At 66.4% G+C, this 19,096-nt stretch carries 20 protein-coding genes and 1 pseudogene; 10 read left to right on the top strand and 11 right to left on the bottom strand.

The features are described 5' to 3' along the window. Positions 1-15: 15 nt before the first annotated feature. From ACFXIV_RS16120 to ACFXIV_RS16110, 3 genes are read left to right on the top strand one after another with little or no spacing between them, the layout of a single operon-like run. Positions 16-1,110: an AAA family ATPase gene (locus ACFXIV_RS16120; RefSeq protein WP_379396983.1), complete on the top strand. Its 1,095-nt coding sequence runs from the start codon at positions 16-18 to the stop codon at positions 1,108-1,110. A gap of 16 nt (positions 1,111-1,126) precedes the next feature. Then, positions 1,127-2,203 carry a class 1 fructose-bisphosphatase gene (locus tag ACFXIV_RS16115; RefSeq protein ID WP_354832763.1) on the top strand — a complete coding sequence of 359 codons (1,077 nt, stop codon included), beginning with the start codon at positions 1,127-1,129 and terminating at the stop codon, positions 2,201-2,203. 46 nt (positions 2,204-2,249) lie between these two features. Further along, entirely contained in the window at positions 2,250-3,128 is an 879-nt protein-coding gene (locus ACFXIV_RS16110; protein ID WP_379381040.1) for a phosphoribulokinase, read from the top strand. Positions 3,129-3,203: 75 nt separating this feature from the next. Here the strand turns inward: ACFXIV_RS16110 and ACFXIV_RS16105 are convergent, their stop codons facing one another. After that, positions 3,204-3,791, bottom strand: coding sequence for an HdeD family acid-resistance protein (locus ACFXIV_RS16105; RefSeq protein WP_379396981.1), 588 nt, complete (start codon positions 3,789-3,791; stop codon positions 3,204-3,206). A gap of 71 nt (positions 3,792-3,862) precedes the next feature. Then, positions 3,863-4,534, bottom strand: a complete 672-nt coding sequence (locus tag ACFXIV_RS16100) for a YoaK family protein (RefSeq protein WP_379397186.1) — start codon at positions 4,532-4,534, stop codon at positions 3,863-3,865. A 186-nt stretch (positions 4,535-4,720) separates the two neighbouring features. Here ACFXIV_RS16100 and ACFXIV_RS16095 point away from each other — a divergent pair, with 186 nt between their 5' ends. Together ACFXIV_RS16095 and ACFXIV_RS16090 are read left to right on the top strand one after the other, a co-directional pair. Next, on the top strand, positions 4,721-5,887 hold the full coding sequence (locus ACFXIV_RS16095; protein ID WP_379396979.1) for a thiolase family protein: 1,167 nt from the start codon (positions 4,721-4,723) through the stop codon (positions 5,885-5,887). Between the two features lie 296 nt (positions 5,888-6,183). After that, complete coding sequence (locus ACFXIV_RS16090) at positions 6,184-6,726, top strand: DinB family protein (RefSeq protein ID WP_379396977.1); 543 nt, start codon at positions 6,184-6,186, stop codon at positions 6,724-6,726. A gap of 351 nt (positions 6,727-7,077) precedes the next feature. Here ACFXIV_RS16090 and ACFXIV_RS16085 read toward each other — a convergent pair whose 3' ends face one another. Further along, positions 7,078-7,269 (bottom strand): hypothetical protein, encoded by a 192-nt coding sequence (locus tag ACFXIV_RS16085; protein WP_379396975.1) that lies wholly within the window; start codon positions 7,267-7,269, stop codon positions 7,078-7,080. An 869-nt stretch (positions 7,270-8,138) separates the two neighbouring features. Between ACFXIV_RS16085 and ACFXIV_RS16080 the strand changes: the two genes are divergently transcribed. Further along, complete coding sequence (locus ACFXIV_RS16080) at positions 8,139-8,783, top strand: hypothetical protein (RefSeq protein WP_379396974.1); 645 nt, start codon at positions 8,139-8,141, stop codon at positions 8,781-8,783. Positions 8,784-8,940: 157 nt separating this feature from the next. Here ACFXIV_RS16080 and ACFXIV_RS16075 read toward each other — a convergent pair whose 3' ends face one another. Next, complete coding sequence (locus ACFXIV_RS16075; RefSeq protein WP_379396972.1) at positions 8,941-9,225, bottom strand: hypothetical protein; 285 nt, start codon at positions 9,223-9,225, stop codon at positions 8,941-8,943. A 667-nt stretch (positions 9,226-9,892) separates the two neighbouring features. After that, the gene (locus tag ACFXIV_RS16070; protein ID WP_379396970.1) at positions 9,893-10,378 is read right to left on the bottom strand and encodes a hypothetical protein; all 486 of its coding nucleotides are present in this window, start codon (positions 10,376-10,378) and stop codon (positions 9,893-9,895) included. A 568-nt stretch (positions 10,379-10,946) separates the two neighbouring features. On the opposite strand from ACFXIV_RS16070, the gene ACFXIV_RS16065 reads away from it, so the two are divergent. Next, positions 10,947-12,056, top strand: coding sequence for a winged helix DNA-binding domain-containing protein (locus tag ACFXIV_RS16065; RefSeq protein WP_379396968.1), 1,110 nt, complete (start codon positions 10,947-10,949; stop codon positions 12,054-12,056). A 14-nt stretch (positions 12,057-12,070) separates the two neighbouring features. Here the strand turns inward: ACFXIV_RS16065 and ACFXIV_RS16060 are convergent, their stop codons facing one another. Together ACFXIV_RS16060 and ACFXIV_RS16055 are read right to left on the bottom strand one after the other, a co-directional pair. Next, positions 12,071-12,283 carry a hypothetical protein gene (locus tag ACFXIV_RS16060; protein ID WP_379396967.1) on the bottom strand — a complete coding sequence of 71 codons (213 nt, stop codon included), beginning with the start codon at positions 12,281-12,283 and terminating at the stop codon, positions 12,071-12,073. A gap of 233 nt (positions 12,284-12,516) precedes the next feature. After that, a complete protein-coding gene (locus tag ACFXIV_RS16055; protein ID WP_379396965.1) occupies positions 12,517-12,993 on the bottom strand; it encodes a winged helix-turn-helix transcriptional regulator in 477 nt (158 codons plus the stop codon). Between the two features lie 100 nt (positions 12,994-13,093). On the opposite strand from ACFXIV_RS16055, the gene ACFXIV_RS16050 reads away from it, so the two are divergent. Continuing rightward, complete coding sequence (locus ACFXIV_RS16050) at positions 13,094-14,497, top strand: MFS transporter (protein ID WP_379396963.1); 1,404 nt, start codon at positions 13,094-13,096, stop codon at positions 14,495-14,497. A gap of 67 nt (positions 14,498-14,564) precedes the next feature. Beyond that, complete coding sequence (locus ACFXIV_RS16045) at positions 14,565-15,707, top strand: serine hydrolase domain-containing protein (protein ID WP_379396961.1); 1,143 nt, start codon at positions 14,565-14,567, stop codon at positions 15,705-15,707. Between the two features lie 288 nt (positions 15,708-15,995). Here ACFXIV_RS16045 and ACFXIV_RS16040 read toward each other — a convergent pair whose 3' ends face one another. Then, positions 15,996-16,523 carry an NUDIX hydrolase gene (locus ACFXIV_RS16040; RefSeq protein WP_379396959.1) on the bottom strand — a complete coding sequence of 176 codons (528 nt, stop codon included), beginning with the start codon at positions 16,521-16,523 and terminating at the stop codon, positions 15,996-15,998. A 189-nt stretch (positions 16,524-16,712) separates the two neighbouring features. On the opposite strand from ACFXIV_RS16040, the gene ACFXIV_RS16035 reads away from it, so the two are divergent. Continuing rightward, a complete protein-coding gene (locus tag ACFXIV_RS16035) occupies positions 16,713-17,165 on the top strand; it encodes an SRPBCC family protein (RefSeq protein WP_379396957.1) in 453 nt (150 codons plus the stop codon). Between the two features lie 3 nt (positions 17,166-17,168). Here ACFXIV_RS16035 and ACFXIV_RS16030 read toward each other — a convergent pair whose 3' ends face one another. The 3 genes and pseudogenes from ACFXIV_RS16030 to ACFXIV_RS16020 all read right to left on the bottom strand — a co-directional run. Next, the gene (locus ACFXIV_RS16030) at positions 17,169-17,393 is read right to left on the bottom strand and encodes a hypothetical protein (protein WP_379396955.1); all 225 of its coding nucleotides are present in this window, start codon (positions 17,391-17,393) and stop codon (positions 17,169-17,171) included. 35 nt (positions 17,394-17,428) lie between these two features. Further along, entirely contained in the window at positions 17,429-18,235 is an 807-nt protein-coding gene (locus ACFXIV_RS16025; RefSeq protein WP_379396953.1) for an HNH endonuclease family protein, read from the bottom strand. Between the two features lie 275 nt (positions 18,236-18,510). Beyond that, positions 18,511-19,014: pseudogene (locus tag ACFXIV_RS16020) on the bottom strand (sensor domain-containing protein); the annotation flags it as partial. Positions 19,015-19,096 lie beyond the last annotated feature (82 nt).

Raw genomic sequence — 19,096 nt, 5'->3', positions numbered from 1 at the left:
GAACGGGAGGATATCGTGAGCGCGGAACGCCCCGCGGTACCGGGCGGCCGGCAGCCTGCAGCCGGCCGCCCGGCGGGCGGGTTCCAGATGCATCGGCCCGGGGTCACGAGCCCCGCACCGGTGCGCGGTACGGCCGCCGATGGTCCTCCCCGACCGGAGGATTCGGCGGCCGGCCACCTGCACCGCCCCGCTTCCGGCCCACCGGAGATGCTGGCCGACGACGCCCTGCTGGATCTGTCGACGGATGTCGCGGGCAAGGACGTCAAGGACACTCTCGCCCGCCTCGACGCGGAACTGGTGGGTCTGGCGAACGTCAAACGCCGCGTGCGGGAAATCGCGGCATTGCTGCTGATCGATCGCGCCCGTCAGCGTTTCGGGCTCCAGGCTACCCGCCCGACCATGCACATGAGCTTCACCGGCGGGCCCGGCACCGGGAAAACGACGGTCGCCCTGCGCATGGCCGAGATGCTGCACGCCCTCGGGTACATCCGGAAACCCAAGGTGCACACCGTCACCCGCGATGACCTGGTCGGCCAGTTCATCGGTCACACCGCGCCCAAGACCAAGGAGGCCCTCGCCAAGGCCGCCGGGGGAGTGCTGTTCATCGACGAGGCCTACTACCTGTTCCGCCCCGAGAACGAGCGCGACTACGGGCAGGAGGTCATCGAGATCCTGCTGCAGGAGATGGAGAACGAACGCACCAGCCTGGTGGTCATCTTCGCCGGCTATCCGGACCGCATGGAGACCTTCTTCTCCGCCAATCCCGGCCTGTCCTCCCGGGTGGCCCACCACATCGAGTTCCCCGACTACACCCACGACGAGCTCATGGCCATCGCCGAACTGATGGTGCGCCAGGAGAACTTCCGCTTCGATCCGGAAGCCGCGCAGGCCTTCTCGCGCTATCTGAAGCTGCGCATGGCCCGCCCCCGTTTCGCCAATGCGCGCAGCGTGCGCAATGCCCTCGAGCGCTGCCGGCTGCGGCAGGCCAAACGCCTGGTCGAACTGCACCGGCCGGTCGGTCGCACGGATCTGATCACCCTGACGGACAGCGATGTCCTCGGCAGCAGTGTGTTCGCGGACACCCTCGCCGACGAGGGGGCCCCTCCATGACGAATTGAGAGCGATTGTGCCCGAAGGATTGAAGACCCTCACCCGCTACACCATCGAGCAGGAGCACCGGCATCCCGGATCGTCCGGGGAGTTCTCGGCGCTGCTGAACGTGCTCGCCACCGCAACCAAGATCATCGGGAATCAAGTGACCCGGGGAGCGATCGTCGGCTCCCTGGGCGCGTCCGATGCCGAGAATCTGCCGGTCACTGTGCACCGGAAGATGGACGCGATCGCCAACGACATCATGGTGGCCGAGAGCCAGTGGACCGGACCGCTGGCGGCGCTGGTGTCGGAACAGATGCGCGAATGCCATCAGGTGCCGACCGAGTACCGGCGCGGGAAGTATCTGCTGGCCTTCGATCCGCTGGACGGATCCAGCAATATCGACGTGAATCTGCCGGTGGGAACGATCTTCAGCGTGCTGCGCGCTCCGGAGGACGGGCGCGAGGCGGCCGGCACCGACTTCCTCCAGCCGGGCGTCCAGCAGGTGTGCGCCGGCTTCACGCTGTACGGGCCCGCGACCATGCTGGTACTCACCACCGGCAACGGGGTGGACGGGTTCACGCTGGACCGCGAGGTGGGCGCGTTCGTGCTCACCCATCCCCGTATGCGAATCCCCGACGACACTTCCGGTTTCGCGATCAATGCCGCCAATGAGCGGTTCTGGGAACGCCCCGTCCGCCGCTACGTCCACGAATGCCTCGAAGGCGTGGACGGCCCGCGCGGACGGGATTTCAATATGCGCTGGGTCGCCTCGCTGGTGGCCGACACCTTTCACATCCTGACCCGCGGCGGGCTCTACATGTATCCGCGCGATACCCGCAATCCCGAACGCCCGGGCCGGGTTTCGCTGCTGTACGGGGCCAATCCGATCGCCTTCATCGTCGAACAGGCCGGGGGTGCGGCCAGCACCGGGCACGAACGGGTGCTGGATGTGCGGCCCGAGGAGCTGCACCAGCGGATCCCGTTCATCTTCGGCTCCCGCAACGAGGTCGAACGGATCGAGCGCTATCACCGCGAACCGGAGGAGGGGCCCAGTTTCGACGCCTCGCTCTTCGGTTCCCGCTCCCTGTTCCGCGCGTCCCGGCACTGAGCTGCCGGTTGTGTGAAAGCTGTTGTCCGGCAATCGAGGAGGTGCCATGTCGGTCAAACATCCCGTGGTCGCGATCACCGGGTCGTCCGGTGCGGGGACGACCAGCGTCACGCGAACCTTCCAGGAGATATTCCGCCGCGAGGGAATCAGTGCGGCCATCGTGGAAGGGGATTCGTTCCATCGCTACGACCGCAACGAGATGAAGCTGGCCATGGCAGAGGCCGAACAGCATCGCAACCTGACCTTCTCGCATTTCGGGCCGGAGGCGAACCTGCTCACCGAACTGGAGTCACTGTTCCGCGAGTACGGGGAGACCGGTGTGGGCGCGGTGCGGCGCTACCTGCACGATGACGACGAAGCCAAACCCTTCGGACAGCCGGCGGGCACGTTCACGCCGTGGGAGGAGCTCTCGCCGGGCAGCGATCTGCTGTTCTACGAGGGCCTGCACGGGGCGGCGGTCGGCGACGGTGTCGACGTGGCCCGCTATGCCGATCTGCTGGTGGGCGTGGTTCCCATCATCAATCTGGAGTGGATTCAGAAGGTGCACCGCGACAAGACCGAACGCGGCTACTCCAGCGAGGCGATCATCGACACCATTCTGCGGCGCATGCCCGACTACGTGAAGCACATCTGCCCGCAGTTCTCGCGGACCTATGTGAACTTCCAGCGCGTGCCCACGGTGGACACCTCGAATCCCTTCACCGCCCGGACCATTCCGACCGCGGACGAGAGTTTCGTGGTGATCCGCTTCGCCGATCCGAAGGTCATCGACTTCCCGTATCTGCTGTCCATGCTGCACGATTCGTTCATGTCGCGGCCCAACAGCATCGTGGTGCCGGGCGGGAAGATGGACCTGGCGATGCAGCTCATCTTCACGCCGCTGATCCTGCGGCTGATGGACAAGCGGCCCAAGCGGCTGCGCTGAACCAGGTTGTGCGGCACGAGAAACGGCGGCCGCCCGGGGAGGGCGACCGCCGTGGGGTTACGCGGATCGAAGCGGTCAGACAGCGGTGGGCACATCCTTGGCGCGGCTCTTCACCAGGAAGGCCGAGACCACCTCGAAGACGCCGATGGCGATCAGCCAGCAGCCGACCACCACGACCAGGGCCGTGATCGAGCGGAACGGCTCCACGATCAGCAGACCACCACCGACGATGAGCAGGATGCCGAACAGGATCTGCCAGCCCCGGCCCGGGACGGCTGCATCGGACATCGCGGCCACCAGCACCGCGGTGCCACGGAAGATCCAGGTGATGCCGATCCACAGCGCCAGCAGGCCGATGGCCTGGAACTCGTTGCGGAAGCAGAAGAAGCCCAGAATGAACGACAGGATGGCGGTAATGAAGGACAGCACCCGCATCCAGGTGCTGATGTGCACTCCGAAGGCCGCGATCAGCTGGAAAACACCGGATACGAGCAGGTAGATGCCGAACAGGACACCGGCGACGACCAGGGTGGGTCCGGGCCACACCAGCACCAGGATGCCCAGCACCACCGAGAGAAGGCCGGTGACCAGGATCGACTGCCACGCGCTGCGGGCCAGTGCATGGACCGGCCCTTCGTAAACTCCCTCTTTGCTGGTTGTCATATTCAGCAGAATATGACCAGTTCGGGCCGTTTGCGATTAATTAGCCAAGTGTTGCGCGGCTGTGACATGACTCAATCGTCGTCGGCGCTCAGGCGCGCGATGCGCCGCATCCAGCGAATGTCGGCCCGCCAGGTGTATCCGGCGACCAGCAGCGAACCGACGACCGCGGCATTGAGCATCGAGGAACCGTTCACCACCAGCGACACCAGGCCACCGATGAGCGCGCCCGTGCTGAACGAAACATATTGCGTCGCATAGCCGAGCCAGTCACGGACAGTGCCGCCACCGAAGACGTGCCGCTCGATGCCCTGCGCGAGTTTCACCAAGGTGCCGGTGACGTAGCTGACCGGAATGGAGACCTCGCCGTTCTTGACGAAGGAGGTGTTGAGCGCGCCCATGCCGAAGGCGACGAACAGGATCGGGACCAGGCCGATGCCACGCTCGCCGAGCACGGCGTCAACGATGGCCGCGAGCGCCAGCGCGCCGGTGGTGAGCATGGTCGCGCCGTGCGGGTGGTTGGTCCACCAGTACCGGCGGCAGATCGAGGCAATGAAGACGCCGGCCAGGAAGCAGACGATGATCGCGGCCGCGCCGCCGGCCAGGGCCGGGTCGCCGGCGAAGTTGCCGAGAATCGTGCGTTCCGTATTGCCGGTCATGAAGGTGACGAAATAGCCCTCCGAGTGGGTGTACGCGGCCGCGCCGATGAATCCCGCCAGCATGGACAGCACCGCGGACAGCCGCATCTCGAGATCCCAGAAGGGCTTCTGGGGTTGCTTGCCGATCGCAGTCACAGCAACAGGCTAGCAATCCGCGGGATGTCGGCCCGGAGGGGAAAATTCGCGCCGGTGACGCCGCGCTGCCGGTGCGGTACAGTGCGTATGTTAACCGGAATTCGCAACTGGAATGTCCAGTGGGAACAAGGAGAAGTCATGACCTCCGCCGTCATCGTCGACGCTGTCCGCACCCCCTCCGGGAAGGGGAAAACCGGTGGCGGCCTGTCGGAAGTGCATCCGGCGACACTGCTGTCGGGCGTACTGGAAAGCCTGGTCGAGCGCACCGGGATCGATCCCGCGCTGGTCGATGATGTGATCGGCGGTTGCGTCACCCAGAGTGGCGAGCAGGCCTTCAATATCTCCCGCACCGCGGTGCTGGCGGCCGGCTTCCCGGAAGCGGTGCCCGCCACGACGGTGGACCGGCAGTGCGGATCCTCACAGCAGGCCGCCCATTTCGCAGCGCAGGGTGTCATCGCGGGGGCCTACGACATCGCCATCGCCTGCGGCGTGGAATCCATGTCGCGGGTGCCGATGTTCTCCAACGCCCAGGGCCGCGACGCCAATCGCGGGCCCATCGCGCACCGGTACCCGGACGGGCTTGTGCAGCAGGGCATTTCCGCCGAGGTGATCTCCGCGCGCTGGAAGTTCGACCGGACCGCGCTCGACGAATTCGCGGCGCGCTCGCACCAATTGGCCGCCGCCACCGCGGCATCCGGAGGCTTCGACAACGAACTGGTCCCGGCGGGATCGCTCACGGCCGACGAGACCATCCGCCCCAGCACCACCGTCGAGGGCTTGGCCGGGCTGAAGCCGGCCTTCGTGGACGCCGAATTCAAGGCCCGGTTCCCGGAAATCGAATGGTCCATCACCCCCGGCAACTCCTCGCCCCTCACCGACGGCGCGTCGGCGGCGCTCATCATGAGTGAGGAGAAGGCCGCCCAGCTCGGCCTGAAGCCGCGCGCCCGCTTCCACTCCTTCGCCGTCACCGGTGACGATCCGCTGCTCATGCTCACCGCCGTCATCCCGGCCACCCGCAAGGTGCTGGCGCGAGTGGGACTGTCCATCAACGACATCGACGTCTACGAGGTGAACGAGGCGTTCGCACCCGTGCCGCTGGTCTGGGCGCACGAGCTCGGCGCCGACCCGGCCAAGCTCAACCCGCGCGGCGGCGCCATCGCCCTGGGTCACCCGCTCGGCGCCTCGGGCACCCGCATCCTCACCACCATGCTCAACCACCTCGAACAGACCGGCGGCCGCTACGGCCTCATGACCATGTGTGAGGCGGGCGGCCTGGCCAACGCCACCATCATCGAACGCCTCTGAGCCCCGCGCCCGGATCGGCGCCTCAGGCCTGTTGTCGCCGCCGGCCGAACAGCGGTGTCGAGGACGACGTAGACCACTCAGTCACGTGGACGCCGGGATCGCACTTCTGGATTGGTCTGTGTCATGCTGCGGCTAGTTGGATCCGTCCAGCGGCTGCTGGCGGCCGGAACCTGGTGCGCTACAGAACATCCGGAAATGCCGAATGCGGGGCATTCCAGTCTAGAGTCTTGTCTCTGGGCGCACGCGCGCGACCATCGTCGTATGGGCGTGTTCGGCGCTCGAATCGAGGTGGAGACATGTCACAACCGAACGTCGACCGCGAGGGTCTTGCTGCCGACCTGGAGCGAGTGAGAATCGACTTTCACCACCTGCTCGATACCACCGGTGCCGAAGAGTGGACAGCCCCGACGAATGGCACCCGTTGGACCAACGAAGAGCTGTTGTTCCACATGGTCTTCGGCTACATGATCGTTCAGAAGCTCCTGATCCTCGTGCGCGTATTCGGCCGCCTGCCCGCTGGTGCCAGCCGCGCGAACGCACGATTCCTGAACGCGGTGACCGGCCCGTTCGACGTGATCAACTTCTATGGCTCGCGCCTGGCGACGCGTGCGTACAACCGGCGCAGGATGGGCGCGAAGATGGATCGGGTCATCGCTTCGTTGCAGCGTTCCCTACGGCGGGAGAATGCAGCGAAGTTCACGCGCGAGATGCACTATCCGAGTCTTTGGGATCCGTACTTCCAGGGGTCCATGTCCCTTGCGGAGCTCTATCAGTATCCGGGGCAGCACTATGACCATCATCGGAAACAGTTGACAGTCACTGGTGTTCGCGAACCGTAGTCCTGCTCGCTGAACGCACTCTCTTGCCGCATACCGCGCAGACCGAACCGACCAGCGCCGGGCATCGGAAGATCAACTGGCCATGGCGATCCGAGGCCGGCGGAACGTCCGCTATTGCCGATTATGTGATGGGGCAGGTGTCAGGATTGCTTCCTGCAGATTGCGCGACTCCACCGTTCGAATCTGCTGGCCATGCGGCCACGTGATACCACCAGTCGGGCACGACGACCACCCGCAATACGCGATGATGAACTCCCGGTACACCAATTGATCTCAGCAATCACTGCTCTACCTGGGTTCATTCAAATCTCGAGCGTCACACACCCAACACCGGAGTTCGCAGACGCTCACTCAGATGCACAGGACGACACTGCCGAGGGGGAAACACAACGTAGCTGATCCGAACGATCCGTCGACTGGAGTGGCGGAGGGTGACGTAGGCGCCACGGTATTCGAATCGGCAGTGGCTGCGGGCGCGGCGAGGACGAGCAGGGGCGCGGCAATAACAGTCGCGGCAAGGGTTTTGATGATCTTGCTAGACATTTCGCCTCCTTACAACGAGCTTTATGACGTCCGGGTACTCGGCTGCGCTGCCGAGTTACCGGGCTGGGTCTGCGGGTGCGTCGCGTGCCGAATCGGCTTTGCGACACCCGATTTGCTCCTTGGTGAAGTTCATGATGCGTCCCGACAGGAACGCTCATTCAGGCTCCGACAGCTGCAGCATCGACCGGACCGGACAAGACGTCGTTTGGTACCGCGGAAGACGTCAGTAGTAGTTTACCGCTGGCTACCAAACGATTCGGCCGAGGGAGGCTGACTGCATAGCCCCTCGCTGCTTCGTCGACGCCGTTACACCGACGCCGACCAGGCACTTACGGGAACCTCGTTGGATTTTCGGCGGGTCCGGAACCCCCAGACTCATCAGTCTTATTCGAATGCGCATTCGATGAATGTGTCGGCGCGTCGCGACATGGGTGGACGGGATGGGGGCCGGTAACGACCTCATCATCAGTCAGCCACGATCGGGCACCGACCGGTTGAGAAGGCCGACCTGTTGGTATGCGCTGAGGTGTCGGCGCAGCACAACAACCCCCTGACCCTGCTGAGCCGATACGAGGGTCTCGCCCCACGTGCACTACCGCGCCGCTGCGGCGAGACCCTCGTCCATCCGATGTCGTCAGCGCGGGATGCGCCACCGCTGGGCATTCGCGCCTCTATGGCGTCGTGCCCGGCGCGGATGAGGGTGCCCGCCTGGTCGACGTGGAAGCCACGTTCGCAGGCCTATCGGTGCAGGTAGCATGGGGCTGCGCCCCCGCGTGTGGTGTGCTGTTCGCGCCGTGTCGCGCTGTGGGGTGTCTTGCTGCAAGTTGGGTTCTTCTCCGGATCTTCTCGACCACGTGAGGAGTTCGACGATGACGACTGTGGCACCGGCCAGTACCTGGCCCCTCATGCTCGGCAACGCAGCGGTGTTTCCCGCCCAGGACAGCAGCCTGAGAGCACCGTTCATCCTGGTGGGCGACTCGGACACGACGGCCGCCTATCCCGGCGCCTTCGCCCGGCAACTCGACAGCCCGAGGTACTCATTCCAGGAAGCGCTGCGCGCCGCCGGCGCCGACTTGATCCTGGTGTCGCTGGGCACCAGCGACACCCTCGACGGCGCCACCCACCAGAGCGTGCAGGAGGTCCTGTTCCGCGCGATCGCCGAGCGCCTGGGCTCGACTCCGCTCACGGTCTGCGGCATCGGGCGCGGAGCCCTGCAACTGCGCTACACCCTGGCCAGGTTCGAACGCGACCGCATCGACCACCAGGTCGGGCAGTTCGTGTCCTACTCCAGCCCTACCCCGACCGCCGCAGAGGCCCACGCGCTCAACGGGGTCGGCTCCTGGCCGGCCATACCCCGCAAACTCGAGGTCGCAGGCCCTGGCATCAGCGCGGACAGCTTCGACTACGCCAACAGCGCCTTCGACGGCCTCATCCTCGGCGCGGCAGCCAACCGGGACCCGCTGTTCACCGAAGAACTGGGCACCAACATCATCGAAGAGACCGTCGACCTATAGGACACGCGCCCCGCGGGTGCCGGATCGGTAACCATCTGGGCAGACGTCGGGCCCGCTCGACAAACGCTCGCCTCATCGGCGCCACCTGACGCTGCGGGAACACCGCCATCTACCGCTGCGAGTCCCACGAATCGAGGTGGGAGGCAGCGTATCTCGGCTACCAGGCTTGGGGCTCGTGCACCGCGGGCCCGATCGCGACGTGTGCGAGTAACCCCGGTAGGTCGATGCCCAGATGCCGGGTGACCTCACACAGCGCGTTGTCCAGTGCCACCCGCGTGGACCCCGGTCGCGGGTGCAGCCGCACAATGGTGTCCTCCCAGCGGATTTCGACGTGACAGACCTGGTCACCGCGGGCGGATCCGGCGACCGGGCGCGGTGCACCGATGACGACGTGGGCCTCACTACCGCAGCGGCTGACCCGGCCGCTGATGAACATCTGCACTCGGGTACTCCCCCTCGACCGATTACGTCACCGTTCGATAGTTCGACGCCGCACGCCCCGCGGATTGCTCGACCCGGATCATCGACCGAGCAGTCCGACCACACCCTCGAGGGCGGCCATGCGACCCGATTCCCCGCTACCGCAGCTCGTTGCCCACCATGACCCGTGCGACCGGTGTGGGCAGCGGCGATCGCGGCGCACGGATAGCGCAGGTACGCGGGCGGGAGCAGGTCGTCGGCGGTGGCGCGCCAGCGCCACCGGATCCGATCGGGGATGGTGGTGAACATCCTGAGCTTCGGACTAGGCGCTGGCGGCCGGAACCTGTTGCGGCGCAGAACGTCCGCTAACTAGCCGCATACCGCGCTGACCGAACCGGCCAGCCCGGGGCATCGGAAGGTCGACGGGCAGAGCGTCGTATGGCTGGCGGCAGTGCTCGCTCATGCTGATGTGGGATGAGTTGTGGTACAGGCCATCCGGAATGTTATGAGGTATGCCTTAGCTTGGTGAAAGACGTCACCTTATGTCACGTGGACGCCAGGATCGCACTTCTGGATTGGTCTGTGTCATGCTGCGGCGTAGTTGGATCCGTCCAGCGGCTGTCGGCGGCCGGAACCTGGTGCGCTGCAGAACATCCGGAAATGCCGAGTTGCGGGCCCTCCAATGGCGCTTACGTCTGCTTGACGACGTGGCAGGCGGGACGTGGGAGCAGGCTGGAGACAGTCTTCAAGATGTTGTCGGCCACGGAACTGCCGGTGCTAGCGACATGAACATACTCGGCGTCGCCAGCGTAATCGGCCCCCATCTGGCTGGCTGGTCCGCCCGTCGCGCTGTTCTGGGTCGCGACCACATGGAACGGGTTGTCGATGCAATCGAGCCAGAGAACGACCGCATACGACCCGCCCGACCACAGCGTGGGAGTGAACGGGCCGCCTGCCAGCACTGCACCGTTGATCGTGAACGACACCGGCGTCGAATCTGTCAGGTTGGCGGAGACTGCAACGTAAGTGCAGCCGCCGGAGAGCGCGCCGCCGACACAGCCCGCCGCCACGTTGGTGATTGTCGCCGACGCCGGTGCCGCGGCGACCGCGAGACTGGCCGCCGCGGCACCGGCCGCGACCGCGAATCCCTTGCCGGTCAGTGATTTCAGAGTCATCGGTGCAGAACCTCTCTTGTTCGATCCCCCCGGAGATTGCTGCCCGGGCGCTCGCAGCCTAGCCACCGAACCAGCATTGCGAACCGAATTCATTTCACATCTTTTGGGGTATTGACACCTCCAGCACCCACCGCAGTGCACCGTCATTTTGGGTTCCCCGTCGACCACCGATCGGTTGCCCGCACCAAGGCGAACCCTGGCACCGACCAAAACGAGTCGGGACCATTCTCTAAGAAGCCGCATACCGCGTTGACCGAACCGGCCAGCCCGAGGCATCGGAAGATCGACGGGCAGAGCGTCGTATAGCCGGCGGCAGTGCTCGCTCATGCTGATGTGAGATGAGTTGTGGTACAGGCCATCCGGAATGTTGTGAGGTATGCCTTAGCTTGGTGAAAGACGCCACCTCATGTTGCGATCGCCCGAGCGGTTCCCATGCGTCGTGTCCACGGGACGCCTCGGAGGATGTTGTGCCGGAAGGGCGGCGGCGCAGATGGCCGATCGTGTCGGGGGTCGGCCGTAAGCTGGGGCCGTCGTGCGGCTGGCGTGCGGAGCGGGTGCGGGAGGCGCAGTGCGGGTTTCGTGGGATCAGGTGTTCAGCTGGCGGGTCCAGCGGCAGTTCGTGGACCCGCGGACAAAAAGCGATGCCGTGGCCGTGGTCGAGCGGCTGTGCGGGGTGCAGGCGCAGGTGACCTCGGCGGCGGAAACCGCTGTGGCGCTGCGGCGTTCGGCGGGTGAGCCCGGTGTGGTGGTGGCGGCGCTGGGGGAGGGTGCGCTGATGAAGACATGGGCGATGCGTGGCACGCTGCACGCGCTCACGCCGGAGCAGGGGTCCGCGGCGTTGTCGCTCATGGGGTCGGCACGTACGTGGGAGAAGCCCGCGTGGACCAGGGCGTCCGGGGCGACACCGGATGATGTGGCGGCGCTGGTCAAGGCGGTCGGCGACATTCTCGACGGGCGCGTGCTGACTCGCGACGAGCTGGTCGCGGAGCTGATCGCCGAGCGGCGATTCCAGCCGCTGGAGGAGCATCTGCGCTCCGGCTGGGGTTCGATGCTGAAGCCCCTGGCCTGGCAGGGCGCGCTGTGCCACGGCCCGTCCCGCGGCACGTCGGTCACCTTCACCAATCCCGCGCACGTCATCCCGGGCTGGTCCGGCATCCCCGACCCGGATGCCGCCGCGCCCACCATCATCCGCGCCTACCTCGGCGCCTACGGTCCCGCCACCCCGGAGATCTTCAATACCTGGCTGACTCACGGCTTCCTGAGCAAACCGACTGTGCGCCGCTGGTTCTCGGACCTCGGCAACGAGCTGACGGAGATCGACGTCGAGGGCCGCCGCGGCTACTTCCTCACAGCCCACCTCGACGAACTCGCCAGGACCGAACCGACTTCCGCGGTCCACCTCCTCGGCCAGTTCGACCAGTACGTCCTGGGCCCCGGCACCGGCGACACCGTCCTCCTCCCCGGCGACCACCGCGCCAAGGTCAGTCGCACCGCAGGCTGGATCTCCCCGCTCGTCCTAACCGGCGGCCGGATCACCGGAACCTGGGACCTCGACAAGGGCGACCTGACCATCTCCATGTTCGACGGCGCACCCGTCCCCACCGCCCAGCTCACCGCCGAGCTACCCCGCATCGCCAAGGCCACCGGCCAGCCCGTCACAACAGTCCGCGCTGCCTGACGCAGATCGCCCGGTCACCGCGGGTTGCGTGACCGCAGGGGGACCCACCCCACAAACCAGAACAGAGCCGCAGATGCCACTGTCAGCACCGCGAACAGCTGGCTCCAATGCTCCGTATGGTCGAAGTTGAGGATGTAGCTGACCAAACTGGCAAGGCACAGCCCGCCCGTGATGGCCAACGCGACCAGAAACCGCCAGGTCCATCGCGCTCCACGCAGGTCCGACATCGCGAGATCCCCCCGAATCCGTTGTGCGCGAGCCCCTTCGGCCCACACATAACACAGAATTCTACGCTTCGGACCGGCCCGGAGCGCCTGCGTCTCGCACCGCACCGAACGTCGCGGACCTACTCGCCGGCAATCGTAACCGGCAGCATCCGGTCGGCGACGCGATGTACGACGACACCACAGAGTGGCCCGAAGGATTCCCGCCCTGGCTGCTGTCGAGTGGGTTTTGTCCGTCAGTTGCTGCCGGGCAGCAGGGACGGGTCGTGAGCGCCTGGGCCCAGTTGAGGGCGTAGGTCCTTGACGGTCAGCTGATCGCCGCATTCCGAGCAGACGGGCTGGACGGTCATGACGTGGCCGCAGGATTTGTGGACGGATTCGATCGGGGGGCCATCGGGGGCGGCCCATTCGTCGCCCCATTGGCGCATGGCGGCCAGGATCGACCACAGGGAGCGGCCCTTGTCGGTGAGCAGATAGTCGTAGCGGACCGGGTTGTCCTGATAGGGGGTCTTGTCCAGGATGCCTTGGGCGACAAGGTGTTCCAGGCGCTGGGTGAGGACATTGCGGGCGATGCCGAGGCGGGAGCGGAAGTCGTCGAAGCGGGTGATGCCGAAGAGGGCGTCACGGACGATGAGCAGGGTCCACCATTCGCCCACCACCTCCAGACACTGGGCGATGGAGCAGTTCATGTCCTCGAAGCTGGTTCGCCGCATGACCCCAGCATAGTCGGTTGCTTGAAGAGACTTACTCGCCTATGGTCCGTCTCATGAAAAAACTCACTCGGGCCGACGGCCGGACGTATGGGGGAGAACGATGAGCACCGTTGTCGTGCAGGAGGAACGGCGGGCCGCCGATCCGCGGGTGGTGCTCGGGATCGTCGCGGTGGCGGTGCTGCTGTCCAGCCTGGACCTGTTCATCGTCAATGTGGCGCTGCCGCGGATCGCCCAGGATTTCTCGGGAGCCCGGATCGCGGGACTGTCGTGGGTGCTCAACGCGTATTCCATCGTGTTCGCGGCGCTGCTGGTTCCCGCCGGGAGGCTGGGTGACCGCAACGGGAACAAGACCGCGTTCCTGACGGGGCTGGGCGTGTTCGTGCTGGGGTCGGCGCTGTGCGCGGTGGCGTGGAATACCGGTGCGCTGGTGGCCTTCCGCGTCCTGCAGGCAGCGGGCGCCGCGTTGCTGACACCATCCTCACTGGGCCTGCTGCTGGCCGCGACACCGGCCGAGCGACGGGCGACGGCGGTGCGGCTGTGGGTGGCGTTCGGTGGTCTGGGTGCGGCGCTGGGGCCGGTGATCGGCGGACTGCTGGTCGAACTGCATTGGCGCTGGGTGTTCCTGGTGAACGTGCCGCTGGGGATCATCGCGCTGGTGCTGGGAGCGCGGCTGTTGCCACGGCCGAACGGTACGGGCGGATCGATGCCGGATGGGGTCGGCGCGCTCATGTTGATCGGGTCGGTGGCGTCGCTGATTCTGGCCGTCGTCAAGGGCGAGGATTGGGGGTGGGGGTCGCCCGGTGTGATCGGCGCGTTCGTGGCGACCGCCGTGTTCGCGGTGGTGTTCCTGGTCTCGTCGCGTCGCCATCACAGTCCCGTCGTCGATCCGGGACTGCTGCGCGTGCCGAATTTCGCGCTCATGCTCGGCAATTCGCTGCTGTTCAATATCGCGTTCGCGGGGATGCTGCTGTCGGCGGTGCTGTGGATGCAGAACGTGTGGGGGTGGTCGGCCTTGCAGACCGGGCTGGGGATCGCGCCCGGGCCGCTGATCGTGCCGCTGGTGGCGGTGTCGGCGGGCCGGCTGATCGCCCGGATCGGTGTCGGGCCGGTGCTCGCGCTCGGCGGGGTGGCGTTCGCGGCCGGAATCGTCTGGTGGGCGCAGGCGATCACGCTGCGGCCGGACTATCCGGCCGGGCTGCTCGGCGGCATGCTGGTGACCGGTCTGGGCGTCGGCCTGACCATGCCGACCAGTGTGGCGGCGGGGACGGCGGGGCTGCCGCCGCAGCAGTTCGCGACGGGGTCGGCGGTGCTGAGCATGGCGCGACAGCTCGGAATGGCGGTGGGTGTGGCCGTTCTGGTGGCGGTGCTCGGCACGCCCGCCGGCGCGCAGGCGACCCTCGACGCCTTCCAGCACGGTTGGTACGTCATGGCCGGCGCTTCGGTGGCCGCGGGCGTGCTGGGCCTGGCAGCGCGAATGCCGAAGGCCGCATCGGTATCCGGGTAGATTCTCAGGGACGGACTCAGGGGTTGTCCGGATGTCCCGGTCCGCCGCCGCCCCCTACCGTCGAGATATGCGAATCGGGCTGACGGTGACAGTGCTGGCGCTGGTGGGGGCCGCGGGATGCGGGAGTATGACCACCTCGGCGCCGCAGTCGGTCTCCACCACCCCGATGGCGGTGTCGCCCAAGCGAGTCGAGCGGATTCGCGACGACATCGACGGGCTGGTGCGGGCCGGGACCACCGGGGTGATCGCGACCCTCACCGAGAACGGGCAGACCATCACCCTCACCGCCGGGGTCGGCGACCGCACCAGCCGGGCGCCGATTCCGATGGCACCGCCGCAGCAGGTGCGGGTCGGCAGCATCTCCAAAACCTTTGCGGCGGCACTCATCATGCAATTGGTGTCGGAGGGGAAGGTGCGGCTCGACGAACCCGTCGACGCCTATCTGCCCGGGCTCCTCAGGGGCAATGGCGTGGACGGGCGCGTGATCACGGTGCGCCAGATCCTCCAGCACCGCAGCGGACTGCCGGAACTCTCCGACGACCCCGAACTCGACGAGGTGCGCGCCGCGGCCGGGGGCCGCACCTTCACTCCCGCCGAGGAGATCGCGATCGCGCTCCGCCGCCCCGCGCAGTTCGCGCCGGGGGAGCGGTTCAAGTACACCAATACCAATTTCATCGTCGCGGGCATGCTGGTCGAAAAGGTGACGGGCAGAACATATTCCGAAGAGCTAGCGGGCCGAATCACCACCCCGAACCAGCTCGCCGACACCTACCTGCCCGGTCCGGGCGAGACCGGCTTCCGCGGCCCGCACCCGCAGGGCTACACCCTCGTCGGCGGCGTCCCGACCGACGTCACCCGCTCCGAGCCGTCGGTGGGGTGGTCGGCAGGCGGACTGATCTCCACCGGCAACGACCTGAACCGCTTCTTCATGGCCCTGCTCGCCGGGAAGATCGTCGCCGACGCGCAGCTGCACGACATGCTGACAACCACACCCCGTTCCCCCGATAGCCTCCTCGACTACGGCCTCGGCATCGGCGCGATCCAACTTCCCTGCGGCGCACAATACTTCGGCCACGTCGGCGAAATCGCCGGCTACCTCACCATTTCCGGCGCCACCCGAGAGGGCCGCGCAGTGACCATCGCGATGAACGACTCCCCGGACACCGATCCGGACATCACCGGCCTGCTCGGCGACGCCCTGTGTCCCTAGCCGTCACAACTGCCCCGATAGTCATCAGCTGGGCATGGCATCCGAGCATCCCCAGGGTTCCGGGATCCGGCGCGTACGGTGACCTTGCCCTGACGTCCGGTCTATCTGATCGTCTATCTGGACTCGAGTCTCTACGTGAAGATGATCCAGGAGTACCGGCTCGATTGGGCCGCGCGGACCTATCGGCTCGCGGAAACCCATGAAGACGCATTGCTGTTGGAGAGCACTTATTCGGCAGTCGTTCCATTTAGTCGATTGGATGGTTGACGGGCGCTGCGGTTCTCGGGGTCAGCGTGGGTGAAGTTCGGCGGCCAGTTCGAGTAGTTCGGGGACGTGGGGGCCGTCGGTGGCTGCCAGGTGGATGGCTTCGGCGAGGGGGAAGGTGCGGACTTCCAGGATTTGTTCTGCGTCATCGGGATTGGTGGGGTGGCCGGTGAGGGTGACGTCGGCGGTGCACCAGAGCCAGGCTTTGTGGGGGTGGGGTTGCCAGGGGCGGTAGGGGGTGGGGCGGTCGGTGGTGGCGTAGTGAGCGCCGAAGTAGTGGAGGGGGCCGGACAGTTCGGCGCCGGCCTCCTCGGCAAGTTCGCGGACTACACAGGACTCGATGGATTCTCCGGCTTCGCGGGTGCCGCCGGGGAGGATCCAGCGGTTCCGGTCGTCGCGGCAGAGGACGACGCGGTCAGCGAGGAAGCAGACGACGTGGATGTTGGTGACCAGGTGGTCCGGTGGGAGGTCGGTGGAGAACTGGACGTCGAGGCCGCCCCACTCCCACCGGGCGGGGGTGTGGAGGAGGGGGTAGCGGTCGGCGAGGGTCATGGTTCGACGGTACTGGGGGACGGGTGCAGTCGCTGGGGGCCGTAGGTGATTGTGCGGAGCAGGAATTCGATGGGGCCGCAGCGGTGGTGGCGCGATCGCGTCCCGGATCACTCGTGAGGGTGAGAGGTCATTGCTCGCGGAGTGACGGCCCGCCCCACCGTCTAGAACTGGTTTCAGTATTGTTCCCCTATGGCCTTCGTCATCGACAAAAGCGTGGAGATCGACGCGCCCGCCGAGCTGGTCTGGCAGGTGCTCACCGACGTGGACAAGTACGGGGAATGGAATCCCTTCTGCCTGGAGTGCAAGACCACCCTCGAACCGGGGTCGCCGATCGATATGAAGGTGCGGCTGGTCGGGCCGAAGCCCAAGCAGCAGCGCGAGTTCATCCGTTCCCACACACCGGGTAGGGAATTCAGCTACAACATGAAGCCCGCGCCGCTGGGCCTGCTCAGCAGCGAGCGCTCGCACACCCTGACCCCGCTGGCGGACGGCCGCACCCGCTACTTCTCGCACTTCCAGCTCAATGGGCCGCTGGCCCCGGTGGTCGCCGGCCTGCTGGGCGGCGCGCTGACCACCGGGTTCGAGGGCATGACCGACGCCGTCAAGACGCGGGCCGAGGCCCTGAAAGCCGTGCGCGACTAGCGCTCACGCCTCGAACGGCAGCACATTGCCGGCGGCGTCGCGGCCACCGCTCTCGTTCTCGATGGCGGTGGCCAGATCCTGCACGCTGGTCCAGCTGCGTGGTTCCTGGTCCTCCAGATTGCCGATGGTGTACCAGGTGGCGGTGCCGCGATAGCGCACCAGCCCGTGGCCCGAATAATCCAGCGTCACATCGAGATCCCCGGAGACCGTTCCCTCTTCCCGGGTCATGACGGCTGCCTCGCTGCGGATTTCGACGACGGCGACTATGTGAACTCTCCCTTGCTGACACAGTCCTTCACCGCGGTCTGCAGTGCGGTCTGCTCCTTGGCATCGACGTTCAATCCGTACTTTACTTTCACCTGGATGTAGTGCCCGATATAGGCGCACCGGAAAGTCCCGGGCGGCAGATAACTGGACGGATCCTGGTCGCCCTTGGAGCGGTTGGCGGTGGGATCGGAAATCACCAGGTTCAGCGCGTCATTGGCGATATGGCGCCGGGTGTCGTCGTCGAGGTTCGCAGCGCCCGAACGCCACGCCTCGGCCAGCGCCACGATGTGGTCGATGTCCAGGGCCGACGAATCGGTGGTCCACTTGTAGGGCTTGAGGGCATTGGTCTTCTTGTCCATGACGCCGTACTGGTCGCGCCAGCCGCCATTGGTGCCGACGCTCAGTTTGCAGCTGCTCGGATCCAGCTTCACCGGCCCGGTCGCGTCGCGTAGTAGCACCACGTCACGGGTGGTGCAGCGACTGTATTGCGCGAAGGCGTCACCGAATCCGTGTTCGGGCTTGTCGGTGTCCCAGTGCGGGAATCGGTCGCGGGAGTAACCGGTCATCGGCAGTTCGTCGGCCACCTTCAGTTTGCCCAGCAGACTGCTGATCTCCTTGGCCGATCCAGCCGGCTGAGCGCCGCGATCCGGAATCGGCGGGCCGCTCGCGTCCGGTTTTTCGGTGCCGACATGCTTTTCGAGGACGGCGGCCACGATGGCCAGCACGATCACGAACAGCAACGACACCGCCGCTTTCAAGGCGCGGCGCAGGGTGGGGGAGGAACGGATCTTCGACCATGTCACCGCGCATCACCGCCCGCGGCGGCCGGGGACAGGGGCTTCGACAGGCGTGACGGCTTCGTGTGCAACATATCCCGCAAACCTTGGCAATCAGCGACCCGAAACGGCAAGCCGCACGAGGGTTTCGGAGACCGGTGTCACACCGCACCCCGAGAATCGGCGTCCGGAACCGGACTCGTGGCACACCCGCCGCAATGCCATACTGAGTCGCACAGAGAGCGAAAACAATGACGGTGCAGGGATTTCCGCTCGGCTTCCGGCGCGTTGACAGTGTCGCCCTAGATCTGATGCCACCAGGCTATGAAGAACACCGCGCCGCCCGCGCACAGCGCGATGGCCACCGGTATCGGCCACCACGGCCCGCTGCGGCCCAGCAAACGCTGGGCGAGACGCTGTTCGAGCCTTCCGAACCCGGCGATGAGCAGTACCCACAGGGGCAATGGCAGCGCTCCCCCGGCGAAATGCACCGCCCACGCGCCGGCCAATGTCGGCCCACCCCAGGAATGTTCGAAATCGTGCGCTGCCACCAGGGGATAGAAGATGCCGCGCACCGCGGCCAGCACCATCAGAAACGCCGCGAACCAGGCGACCAGCCCGACCGCGACCGCCAGCACCGTGTGCCCGGCGGTCCGCCACGGTCCCGGTTCCCGCAGCTCGAACGGCGCCCGGAACACTCGGCGCACCACCCGGGCCCGAACCCCCGTGGGCGCGAAGGCAACCGGCACCGAGAGCAGCGCGTAGTACGCGGCCCGCAGCACCCGCTCGACCTTCCCCATGGGGACAACCCTAGCGCCGGCCGATGCTCCGAGCCGGCAGCCCGCGACCTGGTGCCGCGCGCCCGCCGGAGATGCGTCGGCGCGCCGG

The sequence above is a fragment of the Nocardia sp. NPDC059236 genome, from assembly GCF_042754085.1.
In the GTDB taxonomy this organism is placed as follows: Bacteria; Actinomycetota; Actinomycetes; order Mycobacteriales; family Mycobacteriaceae; genus Nocardia.
The sequence above is the reverse complement of the archived record's forward strand: the minus strand, read 5'-3'. Positions and strand labels throughout refer to the sequence as shown.